General features: G+C 68.5%; 26 protein-coding genes and 1 pseudogene. 23 read left to right on the plus strand and 4 right to left on the minus strand.

Translation table 11 applies throughout. From position 1 onward, the window contains the following. The 21 genes and pseudogenes from ACERM0_RS21985 to ACERM0_RS22085 form a co-directional block, all read left to right on the plus strand. Positions 1–275: pseudogene (locus ACERM0_RS21985) on the plus strand (hypothetical protein); the annotation flags it as partial. A 54-nt stretch (positions 276–329) separates the two neighbouring features. Then, a complete protein-coding gene (locus tag ACERM0_RS21990) occupies positions 330–503 on the plus strand; it encodes a hypothetical protein (protein ID WP_373669576.1) in 174 nt (57 codons plus the stop codon). Between the two features lie 3 nt (positions 504–506). Continuing rightward, positions 507–884: a hypothetical protein gene (locus tag ACERM0_RS21995; RefSeq protein ID WP_373669575.1), complete on the plus strand. Its 378-nt coding sequence runs from the start codon at positions 507–509 to the stop codon at positions 882–884. Continuing rightward, complete coding sequence (locus ACERM0_RS22000; protein WP_373669574.1) at positions 881–1,189, plus strand: hypothetical protein; 309 nt, start codon at positions 881–883, stop codon at positions 1,187–1,189. Before ACERM0_RS21995 ends, ACERM0_RS22000 begins: the two co-directional genes overlap by 4 nt. Then, positions 1,186–1,371, plus strand: coding sequence for a hypothetical protein (locus ACERM0_RS22005; protein ID WP_373669573.1), 186 nt, complete (start codon positions 1,186–1,188; stop codon positions 1,369–1,371). The genes ACERM0_RS22000 and ACERM0_RS22005 overlap by 4 nt, the downstream gene beginning before the upstream one ends. Next, entirely contained in the window at positions 1,368–1,727 is a 360-nt protein-coding gene (locus ACERM0_RS22010) for a minor capsid protein (RefSeq protein ID WP_373669572.1), read from the plus strand. Before ACERM0_RS22005 ends, ACERM0_RS22010 begins: the two co-directional genes overlap by 4 nt. Then, positions 1,724–2,131 (plus strand): minor capsid protein, encoded by a 408-nt coding sequence (locus tag ACERM0_RS22015; RefSeq protein ID WP_373669571.1) that lies wholly within the window; start codon positions 1,724–1,726, stop codon positions 2,129–2,131. Before ACERM0_RS22010 ends, ACERM0_RS22015 begins: the two co-directional genes overlap by 4 nt. 11 nt (positions 2,132–2,142) lie before the next feature. After that, on the plus strand, positions 2,143–2,580 hold the full coding sequence (locus tag ACERM0_RS22020; RefSeq protein WP_373669570.1) for a phage tail tube protein: 438 nt from the start codon (positions 2,143–2,145) through the stop codon (positions 2,578–2,580). Then, positions 2,580–2,999 (plus strand): hypothetical protein, encoded by a 420-nt coding sequence (locus tag ACERM0_RS22025; RefSeq protein ID WP_373669569.1) that lies wholly within the window; start codon positions 2,580–2,582, stop codon positions 2,997–2,999. The genes ACERM0_RS22020 and ACERM0_RS22025 overlap by 1 nt, the downstream gene beginning before the upstream one ends. After that, a complete protein-coding gene (locus ACERM0_RS22030) occupies positions 2,996–3,154 on the plus strand; it encodes a hypothetical protein (RefSeq protein WP_373680787.1) in 159 nt (52 codons plus the stop codon). The genes ACERM0_RS22025 and ACERM0_RS22030 overlap by 4 nt, the downstream gene beginning before the upstream one ends. A gap of 228 nt (positions 3,155–3,382) precedes the next feature. Further along, complete coding sequence (locus ACERM0_RS22035; RefSeq protein ID WP_373680797.1) at positions 3,383–5,410, plus strand: phage tail tape measure protein; 2,028 nt, start codon at positions 3,383–3,385, stop codon at positions 5,408–5,410. 35 nt (positions 5,411–5,445) lie between these two features. After that, positions 5,446–6,624, plus strand: coding sequence for a hypothetical protein (locus ACERM0_RS22040; RefSeq protein ID WP_373680788.1), 1,179 nt, complete (start codon positions 5,446–5,448; stop codon positions 6,622–6,624). Further along, complete coding sequence (locus ACERM0_RS22045) at positions 6,617–7,210, plus strand: hypothetical protein (protein WP_373669565.1); 594 nt, start codon at positions 6,617–6,619, stop codon at positions 7,208–7,210. Before ACERM0_RS22040 ends, ACERM0_RS22045 begins: the two co-directional genes overlap by 8 nt. Positions 7,211–7,213: 3 nt before the next feature. Continuing rightward, a complete protein-coding gene (locus tag ACERM0_RS22050) occupies positions 7,214–7,615 on the plus strand; it encodes a hypothetical protein (protein WP_373669564.1) in 402 nt (133 codons plus the stop codon). Continuing rightward, positions 7,615–8,436 (plus strand): S-layer homology domain-containing protein, encoded by an 822-nt coding sequence (locus tag ACERM0_RS22055; RefSeq protein WP_373669563.1) that lies wholly within the window; start codon positions 7,615–7,617, stop codon positions 8,434–8,436. The genes ACERM0_RS22050 and ACERM0_RS22055 overlap by 1 nt, the downstream gene beginning before the upstream one ends. A gap of 291 nt (positions 8,437–8,727) precedes the next feature. After that, the gene (locus tag ACERM0_RS22060) at positions 8,728–9,177 is read left to right on the plus strand and encodes a hypothetical protein (RefSeq protein ID WP_373669562.1); all 450 of its coding nucleotides are present in this window, start codon (positions 8,728–8,730) and stop codon (positions 9,175–9,177) included. Beyond that, positions 9,170–9,424, plus strand: a complete 255-nt coding sequence (locus ACERM0_RS22065) for a hypothetical protein (RefSeq protein ID WP_373669561.1) — start codon at positions 9,170–9,172, stop codon at positions 9,422–9,424. The genes ACERM0_RS22060 and ACERM0_RS22065 overlap by 8 nt, the downstream gene beginning before the upstream one ends. 11 nt (positions 9,425–9,435) lie before the next feature. Then, complete coding sequence (locus ACERM0_RS22070; RefSeq protein WP_373669560.1) at positions 9,436–9,621, plus strand: hypothetical protein; 186 nt, start codon at positions 9,436–9,438, stop codon at positions 9,619–9,621. Positions 9,622–9,733: 112 nt separating this feature from the next. Then, positions 9,734–10,522: an N-acetylmuramoyl-L-alanine amidase gene (locus tag ACERM0_RS22075; protein WP_373669559.1), complete on the plus strand. Its 789-nt coding sequence runs from the start codon at positions 9,734–9,736 to the stop codon at positions 10,520–10,522. A 170-nt stretch (positions 10,523–10,692) separates the two neighbouring features. Further along, positions 10,693–11,427, plus strand: a complete 735-nt coding sequence (locus tag ACERM0_RS22080; protein WP_373669558.1) for a hypothetical protein — start codon at positions 10,693–10,695, stop codon at positions 11,425–11,427. 522 nt (positions 11,428–11,949) lie between these two features. After that, positions 11,950–13,695, plus strand: coding sequence for an S-layer homology domain-containing protein (locus ACERM0_RS22085; RefSeq protein WP_373680789.1), 1,746 nt, complete (start codon positions 11,950–11,952; stop codon positions 13,693–13,695). A gap of 306 nt (positions 13,696–14,001) precedes the next feature. Here the strand turns inward: ACERM0_RS22085 and ACERM0_RS22090 are convergent, their stop codons facing one another. From ACERM0_RS22090 to ACERM0_RS22105, 4 genes are all read right to left on the minus strand, one after another. Then, positions 14,002–15,411, minus strand: coding sequence for a recombinase family protein (locus tag ACERM0_RS22090; RefSeq protein ID WP_373680790.1), 1,410 nt, complete (start codon positions 15,409–15,411; stop codon positions 14,002–14,004). Between the two features lie 95 nt (positions 15,412–15,506). Then, a complete protein-coding gene (locus ACERM0_RS22095) occupies positions 15,507–16,403 on the minus strand; it encodes a hypothetical protein (RefSeq protein WP_373669610.1) in 897 nt (298 codons plus the stop codon). Beyond that, entirely contained in the window at positions 16,400–16,846 is a 447-nt protein-coding gene (locus tag ACERM0_RS22100; protein WP_373669609.1) for a hypothetical protein, read from the minus strand. The genes ACERM0_RS22095 and ACERM0_RS22100 overlap by 4 nt, the downstream gene beginning before the upstream one ends. Positions 16,847–16,895: 49 nt before the next feature. Next, positions 16,896–17,285, minus strand: a complete 390-nt coding sequence (locus ACERM0_RS22105) for a multiprotein-bridging factor 1 family protein (RefSeq protein WP_373680791.1) — start codon at positions 17,283–17,285, stop codon at positions 16,896–16,898. Positions 17,286–17,560: 275 nt separating this feature from the next. Between ACERM0_RS22105 and ACERM0_RS22110 the strand changes: the two genes are divergently transcribed. After that, on the plus strand, positions 17,561–17,785 hold the full coding sequence (locus tag ACERM0_RS22110) for a helix-turn-helix domain-containing protein (protein ID WP_373669607.1): 225 nt from the start codon (positions 17,561–17,563) through the stop codon (positions 17,783–17,785). Further along, on the plus strand, positions 17,785–17,970 hold the full coding sequence (locus ACERM0_RS22115; RefSeq protein WP_373669606.1) for a hypothetical protein: 186 nt from the start codon (positions 17,785–17,787) through the stop codon (positions 17,968–17,970). The genes ACERM0_RS22110 and ACERM0_RS22115 overlap by 1 nt, the downstream gene beginning before the upstream one ends. The last annotated feature ends 42 nt before the right edge of the window (positions 17,971–18,012 follow it).

Below are 18,012 nucleotides of genomic sequence, written 5' to 3' on the forward strand. Positions count from 1 at the left end.
CCGTGGCCACCAAGAAGCAGCTCGAAGACGCAGCGAAGGAAGCCGGCCTGGACGTGCCGGCCGGCGCGAACAAGGCCGACCTCGAGGCGCTGTTGGCGAACAACAACGTCACCGTCGAGGACGACGTCGAGGTCGAGGTCGAGTGGTTCAAGGCGACCGACACCGGCGTGGTGTTCGCCGCGAAGAAGGGGACCGCGCTGCATCAGCGTGTCACCTCGAAGCGGAACGCCGCCAGCTACGAGAAGACCTCGAAGCCGGCCAAGAGCCGCAAGTAGGGCTCCGAGTCGTACCGCCTGAGAACCGGTCCGCACCCACGTCAGGAGGACCACGTGCCGCTCTACAAGGACAAGAAGACCGGCCGCCGCCACCGCACCGTCGACGGCTCCCGTCAGGACGCCCGTCTCGCCGCGGCGGACGGCTACGAGCTCGTCGAGGACGCCGACGAGCAGCGCGCCGCAGGCAAGACGAGCGGCCGCAAGGGCAGCAAGACCGAAGGCGAGTAGTCGATGGCACACGCGACGGTCGCCCAGCTCACCGCATGGCTCGCACACTCCGCCATCGCCGCCCCCGCCGACAACGAGGCGGGACGGCTGCTCGAGCGTGCCAGCGTGACGGTGGACCGGGCGACCGTCGCCGCCATCTACGCCGTCAACGACCAGAACGACCCGACCGACGACAAGGTCAGGCAGGCGTTCGTCGACGCGACCTGTGCGCAGGTCGAGTGGTGGCTGGTCACCGGCGACGAGTACGGCCAGACCGCCGGGCTACATCACGTTACCCAAGGGTCCGCGAACATCTCTGGCCGGTTCCCGCGGCTCGCCCCACGCGCCCGCGACATCCTCGTCACCGCCGGGCTCGGTGCTGCTGTGGCGGTGGGGCCGTGAAGCTCGGAACGTGGGCTTACCCGTCGACCGCCTCGGTCGAACCTCCCGCCGGTTCGGGGCCCTATGGCGACGCCTACGGCGACCCGTACGAGATCCGGTGTGCCGTCGATGAGACGGTCCGGCTGGTCCGGGACCCGGCCGGGTCGGAAGTGACATCGAGCACGACGCTGCTGTGCCCGCCTGATGTTGAAGTCCCGTCGGGTGCGCGGGTCACTGTCCGCGGCAGGGTCGCGACCGTGATCGCTTCCAGGTTGCCGGACGCGCCGTTGGGTGGCGTGCGGCAGCGGATCGTGAGCTTGACATGAAGCTCGCCCAGATCACGTTCGAGCTGAAGCGGATCCGCGTCGTCGAAACCGGCGTGTGGTGCGACGGCTGCGCGCTGCCCTCCGCGGTCCGCGTCGAAGCGCTTCTCATCGGCCCGCTGATGTCCGCCTACGTCACCCGCGTGCTCTGCACCGAGTGCGGCGAGTCGAAGGCGGACCGATGACACGGATGAGCCTCAACTGGCGAGGCGCCGCCATCAAGGCAGCCGGAGAGCGCGGCGCCGAACGTGGCCTCGCCCTCGCCGCCGAACACCTCCTCGAAGAAGCCAACCGACACGTCCCCATCGAGGAAGGGACGCTGATGCGGTCCGGGACCACCCAGGTCGACGGGCTGGAAGCCGCCGTGTCGTACGACACCCCCTACGCGATCGTCCAGCACGAGAGGCTCGACTACACCCACGCATCCGGCCGCACCGCGAAGTACCTCGAACGGCCCGCGATGTCCGAGCGCGACGTCATCGCGAAGCTGATCCAACGAGAGATCGCAGCGGCCCTCTCCCGCGGCGGGGGACTGCTGTGAACGTCCCCACCGCGATCGCCCGCCTGCTCGACACGCTCGGCCTCGTCACCTACGACGGGCCCGGCAACGACGTGTTCATCGATGCGATGCCGACCACTCCCGATGTCGCCGTCGTCATCACCGGTTACGGCGGCCCGGAAGCCGACGTCGCAGGCGGCTGGGACCACCCCCGCATCCAGATCCGGGTCCGAGGGACCGCTGACCCGCGCATCTCCCGCAGCCGACTGCAGGCCATCTACGACGCCCTGCACGGCCTGTCCGGCATCACCCTGCCGGACGGGACCTGGCTGGCCGACTGCCACGGCCTGCAGTCCTCCCCCCAAAGCCTCGGCCGCGACTCCAACGGCCGGCACGAGCACGCCATCAATTTCGAGCTCGATGTCCGCAACCCCGCACGTGCCTGAAAGGAACGACCGTGCTCAGTGTCATCCCCGCCCGCGAATGGACCTTCGAGATCTCCGACGGCGCCGCCGAACCAACCTTCATCGAGATCGGTGGCCTCGACAACTTCGGATGGGACCGTCAGACCGCCTCCGAAGAGACCGACGACTTCTCCTCGCAGGGGCAGGGCGCGTCCCTGCCGATGCGACGGGCCAGCACCATCGCCCTGTCCGGCCACCGGCTCGAGGACCCCGACACCGGTGACCGCGACCCCGGCCAGGAAGAGATCGAGACGTCCGCTGAACTGATCGGCGCCGCCGCGGTCCGCGACTTCCAGGTCACCACCCCGGGCGGGAAGGTCGGCACGTTCGTCGGCTGGGCCGAGATGGGCTCGACCGGCGGCGGGAAGAACAACAAGACCGGCTGGGCAGCCACCCTGCACATCAACGGTCGCATCGTCTGGGACGCCTGATGGGCGAGTTCGTCGACTTCGACCAGGCGTGGGCCGAGCAGGCCGCCAACGCCCCGACGTTCAAGGCGTTCGGGCGGACGTTCACCCTGCCGATCTCGCCGCCGCTCAAGCTCACGCTGCTGGCCATGCGGGCAGCCCAGCGGGCCGACGCCGAAGCCGAGGTGGACGAGACGACGGTGCTGGACTCCGCCGCCGCGCTGGTCGGCCGCGACACCGTCAAGGAGCTGCTCGACGCGGGCATCTCCATGGACCAGCTCGGGGACGTCGTCCGGTTCGCCATGGAGTCCTACTCGAAGCGGTCCGCGGGCAGGGCCGACACGGGCCCTCCGACGGCGGGGACGGAGCAGCCCGAGCCGTCCTCGCCCACTGGCGATACCTCGAATCCGACTTCCAGCGGGAGTACCGACTGGATCTCGTGAAGGAGATGGACGTCATGTCGACCCGCCGGTTCTCGGTCCTGCTCACCGGACTGTCGACCGGCGCGACGTGGCGTCAGGCGGCCCGTGACGACCTGAGGGCCCTACAAAACCCGGCAGAAGCGGAAGCGGCGTTCCTCGCCGCATTCGGAGGCTGAGACGATGAGAGGAGGCATGTCGTGGCGCTGACCGTTGGCGAGCTGACGGCCTTCCTCACCCTCGACGACTCCGACTTCGACCGCGGGGTCGACAAAGCCGACTCGAAGTTCGGGAGCTTCGCCGCCGGCCTCGGCAAGGCCGCGCTGGCCGGCGTCGCCGTGGCCGGAGCTGCAGTCGCCGGATTCGCCGCCGTCGGGGTGAAGGAGTTCGCCTCGTTCGAGCGCGGCATGAACGAGGTCTTCACCCTCCTCCCCGGCGCGTCGGCCGACGCCATGGGGAAGATGGAGAAGGACGTCCGCAAGTTCGCGGTCGAGATGGGCGTCACCACCGACAAGGTCGTCCCTGCGCTCTACCAGTCGCTCTCTGCCGGTGTGCCGCCCGACAACGTGTTCGCGTTCCTCGAGGTGGCCCAGAAGGCCGCTGTCGGTGGCGTCACCCAACTCGAAACAGCGGTAGACGGGATCACGTCGGTCGTAAACGCCTACGGCGCCGAGGTCATGGACGCCGGCCGGGCCTCGGACCTGATGTTCACCGCCGTGAGGCTGGGCAAGACGAACTTCGAGGAGCTGTCCGGGTCGCTCTACAACGTCCTGCCCACCGCGAGCGCGCTCGGGGTGGGGTTCGAGGACATCACCGCCGCAATGGCGCAGATGACCGCGCAGGGTGTGCCGACCTCGGTGGCAACCACGCAGATGCGGCAGCTGCTGGTTGAGCTGTCGAAGGAGGGCGGCAAGGCGTCCGACTCGTTCAAGGAGATCGCCGGGGTCGGGTTCGCCGAGTTCATCGCCCAGGGCGGCAACGTCGCTGACGCGCTCGACATCATGCAGCAGGCGGCCGATAACAACGGCGTCGCGTTGCAAGACATGTTCGGATCCGTGGAGGCCGGTAACGCCGCGCTCGCGCTCGCGTCCGACGGCACCGACGACTACCGGGCCGCCCTGGCCGAGATGGCCGAGTCTGCTGGCGCGACCGAGCAGGCGTACGACCAGATGAACCAGGGCCTGGAACGCGCCCGGGAACGCATCGGTGCGCTCTGGGGCGAGCTCAAGCTGCAGGTCGGCGAGCTCCTCGCCCCGTACATCCAGGCGGCGGCGGAGTCCATGATCGAGTCGATCATGTCGTTCGTGACCGGCTGGCAGCAGGGCGCGACCGAGGTCGGCCGCAACGTCAACGAGATCATCGGTGGCGCCCAGGCGATGGGATCTCAGGCTCGTGAGGCGTTCGACACGGTCAAGACCTGGTGGGACGAGAACGGGCCCGTCATCCGTGAGCGGTTCCAGCAGGTGATGGACAAGTCCGTCGAGATGGGCCAGGCGCTCAAGGTGTGGTGGACCGAAACGGCCAAGCCTGCGGTCGACGAGTTCTTGGCCGTCATCAGCGAGCATTGGCCACGGATCGAGGGCATCTGGAACAACCTGGCCACGGTGGTCACCGCTGCGGGGGACGTCATCAGCAATGTGCTCGAGCTGATGCGCCGCGAGCACGACGTCACGGCGGACACCGCAGACGCGGCCGCCGGCAGGACTGTCACGTCGTTCGAACGGCTGGTCGGTGCGGGCGAGTGGGCTTCGTCGAACCTGTCGACGTCGATGGAGGTCCTGGCCGGCGCTATTGATCGCGACTCGGACCGGGTGATTCGGGCGCTGCACAATGCCACGGACGGTGGGTTCACCCGGTTCACCACCGAGTCGGCACGGCAGATGGTGCTGTTCAAGCGGGACATCGAGGAGCGGGTCGGCGAGGTCGTCGGGTTCTTCCGTGCCCTGCCCGGCCGGATCGTGGCGGCGTTCGGCAATGCCGGCGATCTCCTGCGCGGGATCGGCCGACAGATCATCGACGGTCTCACCGCCGGGATGCGTGATGCCTGGAGCAACGCGCGGGACTGGTTGTCCGGACTTGGCGGCCAGATCCGCAATCTGAAGGGCCCGATCGAGAAGGACCGGGTCCTGCTGACCGACATCGGGCGCGAGATCATCGGCGGTCTCGGCCGCGGTATGGAAGACGAGTGGCGGCAGGTTGAGCGGCTGCTGGGGACGATGACGGCGGAGATCCCGCTGACTGTGGACGCCGGCGCGGTCGCTGCGGCGGCAGGTGGACGGGTGCCAGGCGCGGTTCTCGGCGGCGAGCGGGTCATCGAGGTGCACCACCACCAGCCCATCCATGTGACCGGCACCATGATGGACCCGGAGGGTGTGGTGCGGGCGCTGGAGACGGCGACTCGCCGATCCCGCCGCGAGTTCGGGCCGGTGGTATGAACTGGCAGCCGTCCTACGCCATCACCATCGATGGGGTGGATGAGACCACGTTCACGCTCGCTCGGGCGCAGATCGCTACCGGTCGTGGCGGCGTCGATGAGCAGGCGAAGGCCGGCTACCTCAAGCTGACAGTGCACGACGAGTCCGGCACCCGCCCTCGGCCGCGACTCAGGAGCCCGATCACTGTCGACATCGACGCGGGCGACGGGCCGGTTCGGCTGTTCACGGGCACCATCGTCAACTGCCGCACGGCAATGTGGCAGGACGGCGCCCCGGTCAGGTACCACCTCACCGCAGCCGGGCCGCTCGCCCGCCTCCATCGAGGACGCGTCCCGGACGGCGGGTACCCGCAGCAGCGGGATGGGGACAGGGTCGCGGCCGTGCTCGACACGCTCGCCATCGATTGGACCCAGGCCGGGCCGTATAGCTGGGCGTCGTTTCCTGACCGGAGTTGGATCGACGCGGACCCAGTCGGGGTGGAGGTCGACACGCCGGGGCAGTATCTCCTCGCAGGCGACCCGGAGCCGCGCGATGCGGCGTCGGTGGTGTTGCAGGCAGCCCAGGACGGGCTCGGGCAGCTCGAAGAAACGCGGCGCGGCGCCATCCGCTACACCGATGCGGTCGGGCGCCTGACCCGTGCCACCGCGGGCTACGTCGACCTGCCGACTCCGGCTCCCGGCCTGGAAGCGGTCCAGTCCATCGGCGACGTCGTCAACTCCGTCGCTGTCGAGTACATCGACGGGGATCAGGTGGGTGTCGTGTCGGCGCGGGACGAGCAGGCCATCGCCGATCTCGGGGGCGAGGTGCTGCACGAGACGGTGCAGACCCGGCTCGTTAATGCGGGCGACGCGCAAGGTCGTGCCGACCGGTACGTCGGCCTTCGGTCCCGCCCTGCCGTTCGGGTCGAAGACCTGACCGTGCACGTCACCGGCGATCTGGACGTCGGCATGCGGCGGGCCATGTTCGAGCTCGAACCCGGCGCGCCGGTTCGTCTGCGGCGCCTGCCACGGGCTTTGGGCCGGTCGCTGGTCGGGTTCGTGGAGCGTCTCTCGTGGACGTTGACGGGCGGTGCGGCCACGGTCGTGTTGCTGGTGTCGGACTGGCGGCTGTCGGAGCAGGCGCTGACTTGGGGCGGGGTGGAAGACACCGTGGGCTGGGTCACCGTTGACGGGACCATTAGCTGGACAAGGGCGCAGGAGTTGACGAGTGGCTGAGACACCTACCTATGGCTGGCCGACACCGGATGACACGGATCTGGTGCGTGAGGGTGCTGCGGCGATCCGAGACCTGGCCGACGCCATTGACGTCACCCTTGACGGCGAGGCCGATGCCCGTGCCGCCGCGGTTGCCGCGCTCGACAAGCTCACCACCAAGGGCGACCTGCTGGTCCACACTGGTGGCGGGTATGTCCGGCTGCCGGCCGGCGTCGATGAGCAGGCGCTGGTCGTCGATAGTGCGGCCGAGGTCGGGGTGCGCTGGGCTGCCCCGGCCGGCGGCGGGGACGTTGCGGTGGGCACCTACGTCGGCGACGGCACCAACGGCCGGCTGATCGTGCTGCCGTTCGATCCGGTCCAGGTCACGGTCATGGGGGTCTCGTCACGTCGTTGGGCGCAAGCGGTCGTCGGTGCGGGCGGCACGTCGGTGATCGGGCAGAGCACCAGCCACGGCGCGCAGACAGCGGCCGGCGTTCTCGACTGTGCCGCCAACGGTTTCGAGGTGCACAACTTCACCAGCAACAACGGCGTCTACAACGCCAACCAGAGTGGCGAAACCTACTCCTACGTCGCGATTGGAGCCTGACCCATGCTGATCGTCTACCGCATCGACACGGGCGAGATCGTCGACAACACCGGCACGAACAGCCGCTGGCCCGAGGGGCCGCCGGACGACCTCGCGTTCGTCAATACCGACGCGGCCGGCATCGACCGCGACGGACTGGCGCTGCTTCGATTGCACGACCGCGACGACGCCGAGTTGGTGCAGCAGGCGTTGACACACCAGATCATCGTGCAGGATGGCCAGTTGGTCATCGGTTATCCGCACCCCGAACCGGACCCGGTCGAGCCCGAACCGGACCCGGTGATGGAACGGCTTGAAGCGTTGGAGGTCGAAGTGCGTGGCATACGTGAACGTGCCGCCGCCGCCAACGTCGCGAACGCCGACGCGAAGGCTGTGCGTGACGCGGTCGCCGGCCCACGCGGCTGATGGACTCCATGTTCGACGTCGTTGATGCTCCCTCCGGCAGGTCCGACATCTTCGCTGCCGTGGTGGACGGTTCGTCCTACCCGTGGGAACGGCTGGCCCTGTGGCTCGAGCGGACCGCCGGCGGCCGTCTCAGCGTGTTGTGGCGGCCGATGTCGATGCAGTTCACCGGCCAGTGGTGGGCCGCCGGTTCCGCCGCCGACGGCTACCCGCGCGCGTCGCTGGTGCTCAACACAGACATGCGGCCGTCGGCGCTGCCGTTCACCATCGCGCACGAGCTTGGCCATGCCGTCGACTCGGCCACGCTCGGCAACATTGACCGGGCCCGGTTGTCCGAGCTGATGCACCGCCGTCCGCTGCCGCAGCTCGGCCACTTCGATCACGACCACCGCGACGCCGGCCACGCCAACGAGGACTGGTCGTCGCACGCCAACCACTACCCGTCCCGGCTCAACGAGGCGTTCGCTGACCTGTTCGTCGCCGCCTTCTGCCCCGAGCAATGGGAAAGGCGCTGGCCGAGGTTCGTGCACTGGACCGACGACCTCGACGCCTTCCGACGCCTGGTCCTCACCCGCGACATCCCCACCGCCACCGTCACGCCGGACGTCGTGGCGGCCAGCCAGGAGGACGACCCGATGGGACGCTTCGTCGACGTGCCAGACACCGCCACCCACGCCCGCGACATCGAAGACCTGGCGGCCGCCGGGATCATCGCGGGCAACACGGACGGGACGTTCAAGCCCGGCGCGCCAGTCCGGCGGGACCAGATGGCGGCCATGCTCGCCCGCGCGCTCGACAAGGTCGCACCGGGTTGGCGCGGCTGACCGACTCACATATGTCGAGTGGTGGCCTCGACGCTGCTGGGCTGAACGTCGAGACCAGCGCCAACCCGCTGGCGGCGCGCCCGCCGCCTGCAGCGCGGCGAACCCGCCTGCGATCGTGGACGAGCGCGGCGGCCAGGCGTTGTCGCACTGTGCCCAGCCGGCCGTTGACCGTGCGGTCAGGCCCCGCGCGACTTGCCCGGGGCCGAGCGACTCGACCTCACGTCAAGTGGGGGGCGGCGGACCGGGTCACTTCTCCTTCGAAACTGGTGCACGACCAGGAGCCGCCCCCCCGTGTCCCGCTACGACCTGCGATTCGCCGCCCGCCACCCCCTGCGCTGGGTGCGGCACTGGTGGCTCCACCTCGTCGTCGCCCTCACCCTTGTCGTCCTCGCCGCCGCCTGGGACGCCCCCGTCTTCGAGGCCGCATTCGCACCCAACCTCTGGCCGCTCGGCGCCATGTTCGTCGCCGGACTCGTCCTCGCCTCATCGATCGCACCGTTCGAACCGAAGATGCAGGCCACCGCCGGCGCCGCCCTGATCACCCTCGGACTCTTGCGGCTCGGCGCAATGATCGAAGCCCTCTGGGTCGACAAGGCCGACAGCGCACTCCTCATCTCGCTCGCCTGCCACGCCATCGTGATCGCCGCACTCGGTGTGATCTGGCCCTCGTGGACCGCAGCCTGCGGCGCCGCTGCCACCGTCGAAGCCGGCGAGGACGATCGGGGAGTGAGGGGTGCATGAGCTATTCACCCTCGAGGGGCTGGCCACCGTCGGACGCCTGGCAGGCGGGGGCGGCCTGTTCGTGTGGACGCTGCTGTGGCTGCTGCGCCGTGGTGACGCGCTGCAGCGCGAGAACATCGACGAGCTGCGCCGGCAGCGTGACCACTACCGCAAGCGGGCGGAGGCGGCCGAGGCGGAGCTGCGTGGCCGGCTCGATACCGGCGAGATCTTGATCACCAAGCCCCCCGATTCGGGGGGCTCGTCGTGAAGGAGCACCACGTGAACGAATCGACCCGCGCATGGATCTACCGGATCGCAACCGCGACCATCGCCCTCCTGGTCGTGTACGGCATCCTCGACGGTGAGCAGGCCGCCGGCTGGACCCTGTGGGCCGCCGCCGTGATGGCCGTCCCCGTCGGCGCGCTCGCGGCCGCACACACCTCCACCAAGAACGACCAGCCGTGACGTCCTCCCTCGAACCGGGCGACGCCTACGACGACGTCCCCGTCGACGACACGGCCGAACCCGCGGACGCCAACTCCGACCACGACGGCCCCGGCGCCGCCGAGGTCGACCGATGACCACCGCGACCCACGCAGGGTTCCTTTCTCGCGCCACCCTCGGGATGCGGCCACCGAAGTCGATTTCGCGCAACATCGACGCCGCCCGCGGCGGCTGCGCCCTGCACTACGGCGGCGACAACGTCCCGATCGCCAGCCACGCCCAGTGCATTGCGACCTGGCTGTCCTGGCAGCGGTTCCACATGGACTCGCGAGGGTGGGCGGACCTCGCCTACACGCTCGGTGTGTGCCAGCACGGCTACGTGTTCGCCGGACGCGGCGCCGGCCTCCGCACCGCGGCGAACGGCAGCAACGACGGCAACCTGCGCTTCTACGCCATCGTATGGATCGGCGGTGCACGCCAGACCCCCACGGCCCTCGCGCTGGCCGCCATCGACTGGGCGATCGCCGAGCTACGTCGGCTGGGTGCCGGTGATCGTGTCGTGCGCCATGCCGATCTGAACTCCACCGGCTGCCCAGGCGACCCGCTCGGCCGTCACGCGCGCCTGCGGGACCGGCAACCGATCCGCCAACAGTCGCAGGACGCAGTCCCACCGGCGACACCCATCGAGCAGGAGTACGAGATGAAGCGTGGTGACCGCGGCGGCGACGTTCGCAAGATGCAGGAACGGCTCATCCAGCTAGGCCACTACACGGGTCAGCTCGACGGCGACTTCGGGCCGCAGACCGAGGCCGCGGTGCTCGCCTACCAGCAGGAACGACGCCTCGAGGTGACCGGCCGCGTGTCGCTCTGGACCGCCGTGGACCTACAGGCTCGTGCTCACGCGCTGGGTAGCCACCGGTAGTACTTCCCGAGCTGTGAATGAGTCGATCCGCGCCGCACTGCTGGCCGCCGCCGCGTTCTTCGGCTTCAGGCCGACGCCAACAGGTTCGCCCGCGCCGTCGGCTGCAGAGGATCCCGCGGTCACGGCGGATAGGATTGCACTCCGCGCCTTGCAGGGCGCATGTGGGTGGGGTGAAGTTGCTGGTAGTGGCGAAATTCCTACTGCTCGCAATCGCTGTTGTCGCCGGAGCAGTGGTTGGTCTCTCCGAGATTCCGTGGCCGGATGAATACTGGGAAGTTCGCCAAGGCTGGGTAACGGCAGCTCGGATCACGTTGGTCCTCGTCACGGCACTCGAGGCCATCCGAACCGCCGCTGCTGTCTCGCTCCGCCACCATCGGGAGAAGCGGGCGGGTCTTGTTGAGGGTGTTCTGTACTACACCCTTGTTCGCCTGGATGAGGCCACTGCAGATGCGTTGCGTTGGCACGACATCGGGATCCACGTCTGGGAGCTTCCTCGCGTTCCTCGCTGGCCTCGCCAACTGAAGAAGGTGGCACGCGTTCGCATCGAGAACGATGGCCGCGGAGGCACCAACATCAGGTGGACCAGGGGCACCGGTGCCATCGGCATCTGCTGGGAAACCGGCGAAGGGCGCGTCTTCAACGCGTCGGCGCTGATGGCGGTCTCGCGAGACGAGTGGGAAAGCCGCACCGATGAGGAACGGATGGGCCTCGATTGGCGACAGGCGCAGATGACCAAGAACTACGGCGGCATCGTCGTCATGCCGATGCGTAGCAAGAAGGGAAGGTTCCGAGGGTGCGTAAGCGTTGATGGTCCTGAGGGATCTTTCCAGACCTTGAGAAATAAGAAAGTGCTTGAAGTGGTACAGAATTGCGCGTCAACTTGCGCGAGCACCCTGTACCCCTGACTTCAGAAAGCTCAAACATCCCGTCAGATGACGTACCAGAGGACTAGCATCGTGCTGTCGTCTCAGGTGCACTGCACGTGAGGCGACCGAGGAGGCAAGAGTGAGCAACCCAGCACGCAGAAGGCGGAAGAAGTCCGACACGATCATCACGATCCGCACGGTTGACCAGAAGATCTCCCCGGGATTCATCGACGGCATGCGCCGGTTTGGTGTGGACTCCCAGGTTGTAGAGGCAGCCGAGAAGCGCAACCGCGAACTCGCCCAACCGTCCCCGCGACGGTAACCCGCATCAAGGGGGCCCCGGTTTCGGCCGGGGCCTCTCCCTTGTTCGTCGGGTGGCCGGACTTTTGGTTGAAGTGATGCCTTTTTCCATCGCGGGGCGGGCAGTAGCCGGACGTTCGGCGTCAACCTGGCCGAACGTCTAGGGTGTCTGGCGCCGCGGGGGCCGCGGCGCCAACAGGGGAACAGGGGGATCTTGTGCCACGACGTCTTGCCCTCATGCTTGCAATCGCCATGGTGGCCATGCTGCTGCCAGCCAACATGGCTGCCGCCGGCCCGGCCATCGTGGTCGGTGATCTCGAGGTCGTCTACCTCAATCACGGCAACGGCGACACGGCCGTCTACCGCGGCGCGTGCGGAGACGTGGGCATCGTCGACGTGAACGTCGGTGCAGATGGCGCGGTGCTAGACCTGCTTGACCGGTGGGGCGCCCGCGACAAGGTCCGCTGGATCGCCGCATCGCACATGCATGCCGACCACATTGGCGGCATCCGCGCCGTCGCTGAAGCGACCGGCGCCACGATCGTCCACCGCGGCGCACCGGCGTACAACTCGCAGACCTACCGTGACCTGATGGCCTCCGCCGCCGGCCGCGAACACATCGTGGCCAGCGGCGACAGTTTCGACCTCTGCGACGGCACCTTCTTCGAAGTGCTGTGGTCCGGTTCGTCCAACGACACCGCCTCGTTCCCGACCTCGGATGAGAACGCCCGCTCGATGTGTCTCAAGGTCGAACACTTCGAGTTCACCAAGGGCACCTGCGGCGACCTGCTGTCCGCCGGCGAAACGGCGCTCGCATCCACGCTTGGCCGCCTCGACGTCTGGAAGGTGTCCCACCACGGCTCCTCCACCTCCTCGCCCGCCAGCCTGATCGACACCATCCGTCCCGAAGCGGCGGTGCTCACCGTCGGCCGCAACAGCTACGGCCACCCGTCGTCGACCGTGGTCTCGCGCTACACCACCGCCGGCACCACGCTGTTCCAGACCGCCGACGCCACCGGCGCAGCGGTCGATGGCGACATCACCATCACCGCCGGCTTCGACGGCGACTTCTTCATCACGAGCTCGCAGGGCCGCACCTACACCTCCAGCGGCGTGCAGCCGCCCCAGCCGGTACCGGTGGGACCCGCGTGCGAAGGAACTCCCCGCAACCGTTTCCCTGACGTCACCTCGGGCAGCCACGCGTTCGCGATCGACTGCATCGGCTGGTGGGGCGTCACCCAAGGCAACCGCGACGGCACCTACAACCCGACCGGCACCGTCACTCGCGACCAGATGGCGTCGTTCGTGGCCCGCACCATCGAGCTTTCCGGCGGCACGTTGCCGAACTCACCGGCCAACCACTTCACCGACGACAACGGCAACGCCCACGAGCTGCGGATCAACCAGCTTGCCGAACTCGGTGTCGTCGGCGGAGTAGGTGGAGGCCGCTACGCGCCGGCACGCAACGTCACCCGCGCCCAGATGGCGACCTTCCTCGCCAACGCCTGGGAAGCCCGCACCGGCAGCCCGCTACCGGCCGGCCGCGACTTCTTCACCGACGTCGACGGCGACACCCATCAGGCCCGCATCAACGCCGTCGCCCAAGCCGGATTGACCGGCGGAGCCGCGCCCGGAATCTACAACCCCGGTGGAGACGTGACCCGCGCACAAATGGGCACCTTCCTCGCGCGGTTCATGGCCAAGCTCGTCGCCGACGGGCACACCACACATCCGCCGGCGAACCCAGTTCCGATGCCGCCACCGCCGGCACCAGCGCCGCCGCCTCCGGCACCCGAACCGCCGGCCGACCCGGCACCGGGCTGCGTCAACATCAACACGGCGTCGACCGACGACCTGCAACGGATCATCCACATCGGACCTGACCGTGCCGCCGAGATCGTCAGGCTGCGGCCGTTCTCCCGTGTCGAGGACCTCGAGCGTGTCTCGGGCATCGGGCCCGCCCGCATCCGCGACATCATCAACCAAGGGGTGGCCTGCGTCAGCTGACTTGAGCGGCGTCACCGCCCCCGTTGTCGACGTTCGGGTCGGCGGCGGGGGCTTTCCGCTGTCGTCCCCACCAGCGTGTGTAATGCCGCAGGCACCAGCCTCGCGCGTAGTGGACCTCACCACACTCGGCGACGTCGCAAGTACGGCCCGACCGGAACTCCATCACGGGCACTCCGGCCTGCACGTCGCCGTGTGTACGCCAGCGGGCGTAGTGAGCCGAACACCAGCCGCGGGCTTCATGCTCACGATCGCAACCGTCGACGCTGCATGTCCGTGACCCAGCAGGCATCCGCACCTCCGGCAGCGTCAGGCTCGCCACTCTACGACGATCCGGTCCGCGTCGAACCGATTGCGCCCCTTCACGGCAGCTCGGATCACGGCCCGGTCGATGACGGCTCCAACGGCGGCACGCTGAAACTCCAAGTCCAGCCCGTCGTCCCACCGAGCTCGTAGCTGCATGCCGCGGCCGACCCACGGGGCGGCCTGCCGGTTGCGGGTTGTCGCGGCGGCCGCGGCGCGCGCTTGCTCGAGCTGCTGGTCGATGGATGTACGGGCGGTCATCCACTCGCGACGGGAGATGCCGCCGTTCGCCCACATGCCGGCCAGGTCGTCGAGTCTGCCGATCAGCACCCGGATCCGGGCGGCGTGGTCGTCACCATCGTCGTCGGGTCGGCCGAGGGCTGAAGCGAGGTCGGGGGAGTCGAGCGCATCGCAAACCATGTCGGCGAGCAGCTGGTCGGTCGGGTCGGCCAAGATCACGGTGCCGTTGCACCCTTCCGGCTTGGGCGGGCAGGCGTAGCGGCGCCGGCCGTTGGTGGCGATCGATCCGCGCATCCGGCTGTCACAGTTGTGGCAGCGGAGGATGCCTGAGAGCAGGAAGGTCCGGCCGGCGTGGGGGACGGTTCGGGCAGGGTCGGTGAGGACGGTACGGAGCCGGTCGCAGGTGTCGACGTCGAGGATGGCCGGCCACACGCCATCAGCGACGATCTCGCCGCGATGTTCACGTTGGCCGCAGAGCCGCCGTTGCAGCAGCAGGTTCCGTAGCGTCTGCGCGGACCAGGGCCTGCCGGTGCTAGTGGTGAGGGACTGACGGTTCCAGTCGAGCACGATCGACCGGATCGACTCGCCGGCCAGCACACGCGCGGCGGCGTCGACGATCATGTCGGCCTCGTGAGGGACGATGTCGGTCCACCCGTCGGTGAGCCCGAACGCCCGAGGTCCGCCGTGCTTGGGCCGTCCGGCCTTGGCGGACGCTGCCTTGACCGAGCGCAGCCGGAGGCTCATGGTGGCGGACTCGAGGCGGGCGAACGCGACGAGGATGCGGACGATCACGAGGCCGAGCTCGTTGGAGGTGTCGACGGGTTCGTTGACTGAGGCGAGGGTCGCGTCGTGGGTCTCGCAGATGGCCCAGAAGCGTTCGAACTCGGCGGGTGACCGTACGAGCCGGTCGAGCTTCCAGACGAGCACACCGTCGACCTGGCGGGATGCCAGAGCGGTCAGCATCGACTCGTAGCCGGGGCGGGTGACCTTCCGGTACGCGGAGAGGTCGACGTCCTTGAAGACTTCGGCGACCGTCCAGCCCTTGGCGGCTGCGAACGCGCGGGCGTCAGCTTCCTGCCGTGCGGTGGCGGTTTCGGTGCCGTCGGCGTCCTTGGACAGGCGGGTGTAGATCGCGCAGCGTTTCATCGGGTAGATCCTACGGATCGGCTGGGACACGCCACGTGTGTTCTCCACAAGTTCACCGGCGTGAAGTTGACGCTTGCACACTAGGTCGGGATGGCGGCCATGCGAGGCCGCCATCCCGAGCGGCATCAGCCGGCTTCTGCAGTCCAGTTGCCGTCAGCCACGATCTCGAGTGCCAACGAGTCGGGAAGACGCACGGTCCCTTCGTAGCTTCCGATCTCGTTCACAAGCAGCTCCCGGCGTGAGCCGTAGGCCATCACGGCGAAGTTCGACGATCCGGAGTGCGTCAGCGCGAGCCGGCCGGACCCGGTGTCGACGAGCAGTACCTCGTCTCCGCTCCCCGAACTGGTCTCGCTGAGCGTTGGCTGTTCGAACAGCGTGGTGACGGTGATCGTCCATGGGCCGCTTGCGGTGATTTCGAGTTCGGTGGGATCGCCGGTGAAGTTGAGCGGCCGGACTCCCTGGTAGTTGCCGATCTCGTTGACGAGCAGGTCCCGCCCGCCCGTGTCGTCGTGGGCGACGATCGCGAAGTTCGACGAGCCTTGGTGTTCGATCGTTGCGACCAGTGGCCAGTCTGAGACCTCGAGGTCGACGATGTCGTCGCCTGAGCCTTCGTAGACGGTCGGTTCGATCTCGGGCTCGGGCTCGGGTTCGGGCTCCGGCTCTGGCTCTGGCTCGGGTTCCGGTTCGGGCTCCGGCTCGGCTTGGTCGAGTTCGGTCGGTTCCCCGTCGTCCTCCGCGATCTCCTCCTGGACCTCCTCGGGATCCTCGGGGTCGGGCGCTTCCTCGGGCAGATCGTTATCGGTTTCCTCAGGGGCACTCGCTGTGCCGTCGGCTAGCTCTTCGGGGTCGCCGGCGAGAGCTCCGATCACGATGAGCACCACGAAGATGATCAGTGCGATGCCCCACCACCGTTTCCACCACGGCTTCTTACCGGATGGCGGCGGCGCGCTGGGCTGGGCTGACTCCGTTGCTTGCCCACCGCCGGCCGGCGGCGGGGGAGGGTTGGATGGTTGGTCGCTCACTGGTTGCCCCTTTCGAATCGGGTGAGGTTGTCGAGCGCGTCACAAGCGACCGGCCAGGTCACTTCGAACTCGCGCGCGACGTCGTCCGGGCACACCCCGTGCCCGAGATCTGCATGCAGGTCGCAGTACCGCTGAAGGTCGAGCGTGGGGACGAGCCGTTCAGCGGTGATTCGTGCGACGCGTTGTTCTTCGCGGATCCGGTCTGGCCGGAACCGTGGGTGCTCGCCGCCGGCTGCTCCGCCGTCGCGCTGGTGATGTACGAGTTCGTGCGCGAGGGCGTCACGGCGTGCTGGACCGGTCAGGCGACGGTCGATGAGTACAACCGTGCCGTGGCGGTCCCGGTATCGCACAGCGCCCCCCGTGGCGACCGGCAGCCCGTCGACGTACTCGACGAGCACATCAGGATGTTGCTGTTCGAACTCGCGGGCAGGGTCCCACGCCATGCGTCCCCTTCGTGCGGCTGGGGCGGGACCGTGCCAGACGGGTGTGACGCTATCTGTTGCGCAGCCGTCGGACCAGGTTGCGGACTGCTTCGCGGTCCTCCTCATCGAGTTCGGCGATGTCGCCGGCGAGCTGGTCGATCTCGTTGCTGGTGAAGTCGGTACGCGGCTTGGGTTGGGGCGGATGGATGAGGGCGGCAGGGTCGTGCTTGCCGCGTGCGTGCTGGTAGGCGATATCTGCCGGCCAGTCGAGCGCCTGGGCGATGGCGGGCATGGCTCGGGAGCTGGCGGGGTCGGTTTCGCCTCGTTCGAGGGCTCCGAGGGTGGTGGGGGAGACGCCGGCTTCGGCGGCCAGGCGTCGCTGGCTCCATTTGCGGGCGTTGCGGGCGAGGGTGATGGCACGTCCGAAGTCCTGCCACCTTGAGGTGTCGGTCATTGGCATGCCTGCACTCTGGTGCGCCGCAACGCACGAATTCACTGCGTCATATTGCGTCAGGGTATGCGGGTGGGCGACTGACAGCGATGTCTTTCCGCTGCTAGCGCCCCGTTTCGGCCTCTTTGGACGCCTGTCGCGCGACACCGCTGTTATTCGTTTTACCGCACAGCGATGTGCATCAGGCGCTCCTGTCGCGTTCTGATGCATGACGCCGGTTGACGCCGGTCCAAAGTGATGCAACGCTCCGATGCAACAAACCGGAGCGACAGAACGGACCACCGGTGCGCATCAACCGACACGCCCTACGCGAGATCCGCGAACGGTCCGGCCTCTCCGTGCCGGCCCTCGCCAAGGAAGCGGGCTGCCGTCACGGGACGCTCTACGACATCGAGAACGGCAACAAGGGCGCCTCTCCGGAGATGGCTCTGAAGCTGGCTCGGGCGTTGAAGTGCCCGCTCGTCGCGCTGCTCGCGGACCCGGACGAGCACGTAGGGGAGGCGGCCTGATGAGCGCCGCCGAGATCGCTGCCCGCGTCGCGTCCTCGCGCGCTGAGGCCGGCCTGCCCCGTCACGTCCAGGACCCCGTCGTCCTCGCCGACATCGCAGCCCTGCTGCGTCCACGCCTCGGCCTGTCGCGGCCGGCCGCCGCCTCGAAGCCGGCCGGCCGCGACGCCACCGACCAAGCCGCCTGAACCGGGCGGCCGAGCCCGCCACGGCGGGAAGGAGCACCACCA

The sequence above is a fragment of the Egicoccus sp. AB-alg2 genome (genome assembly GCF_041821065.1).
In the GTDB taxonomy this organism is placed as follows: Bacteria; Actinomycetota; Nitriliruptoria; order Nitriliruptorales; family Nitriliruptoraceae; genus Egicoccus.

Bases quoted from the DNA above. Each gene is read 5' to 3' on its own strand.
- ACERM0_RS21995 (WP_373669575.1), top strand. From the start codon at position 507: ATGGCACACGCGACGGTCGCCCAGCTCACCGCATGGCTCGCACACTCC.
- ACERM0_RS22005 (WP_373669573.1), top strand. From the start codon at position 1,186: ATGAAGCTCGCCCAGATCACGTTCGAGCTGAAGCGGATCCGCGTCGTC.
- ACERM0_RS22010 (WP_373669572.1), top strand. From the start codon at position 1,368: ATGACACGGATGAGCCTCAACTGGCGAGGCGCCGCCATCAAGGCAGCC.
- ACERM0_RS22025 (WP_373669569.1), top strand. From the start codon at position 2,580: ATGGGCGAGTTCGTCGACTTCGACCAGGCGTGGGCCGAGCAGGCCGCC.
- ACERM0_RS22035 (WP_373680797.1), top strand. From the start codon at position 3,383: ATGAACGAGGTCTTCACCCTCCTCCCCGGCGCGTCGGCCGACGCCATG.
- ACERM0_RS22050 (WP_373669564.1), top strand. From the start codon at position 7,214: ATGCTGATCGTCTACCGCATCGACACGGGCGAGATCGTCGACAACACC.
- ACERM0_RS22055 (WP_373669563.1), top strand. From the start codon at position 7,615: ATGGACTCCATGTTCGACGTCGTTGATGCTCCCTCCGGCAGGTCCGAC.
- ACERM0_RS22075 (WP_373669559.1), top strand. From the start codon at position 9,734: ATGACCACCGCGACCCACGCAGGGTTCCTTTCTCGCGCCACCCTCGGG.
- ACERM0_RS22085 (WP_373680789.1), top strand. From the start codon at position 11,950: ATGCTGCTGCCAGCCAACATGGCTGCCGCCGGCCCGGCCATCGTGGTC.
- ACERM0_RS22100 (WP_373669609.1), bottom strand. From the start codon at position 16,846: ATGGCGTGGGACCCTGCCCGCGAGTTCGAACAGCAACATCCTGATGTG.
- ACERM0_RS22105 (WP_373680791.1), bottom strand. From the start codon at position 17,285: ATGCCAATGACCGACACCTCAAGGTGGCAGGACTTCGGACGTGCCATC.
- ACERM0_RS22115 (WP_373669606.1), top strand. From the start codon at position 17,785: ATGAGCGCCGCCGAGATCGCTGCCCGCGTCGCGTCCTCGCGCGCTGAG.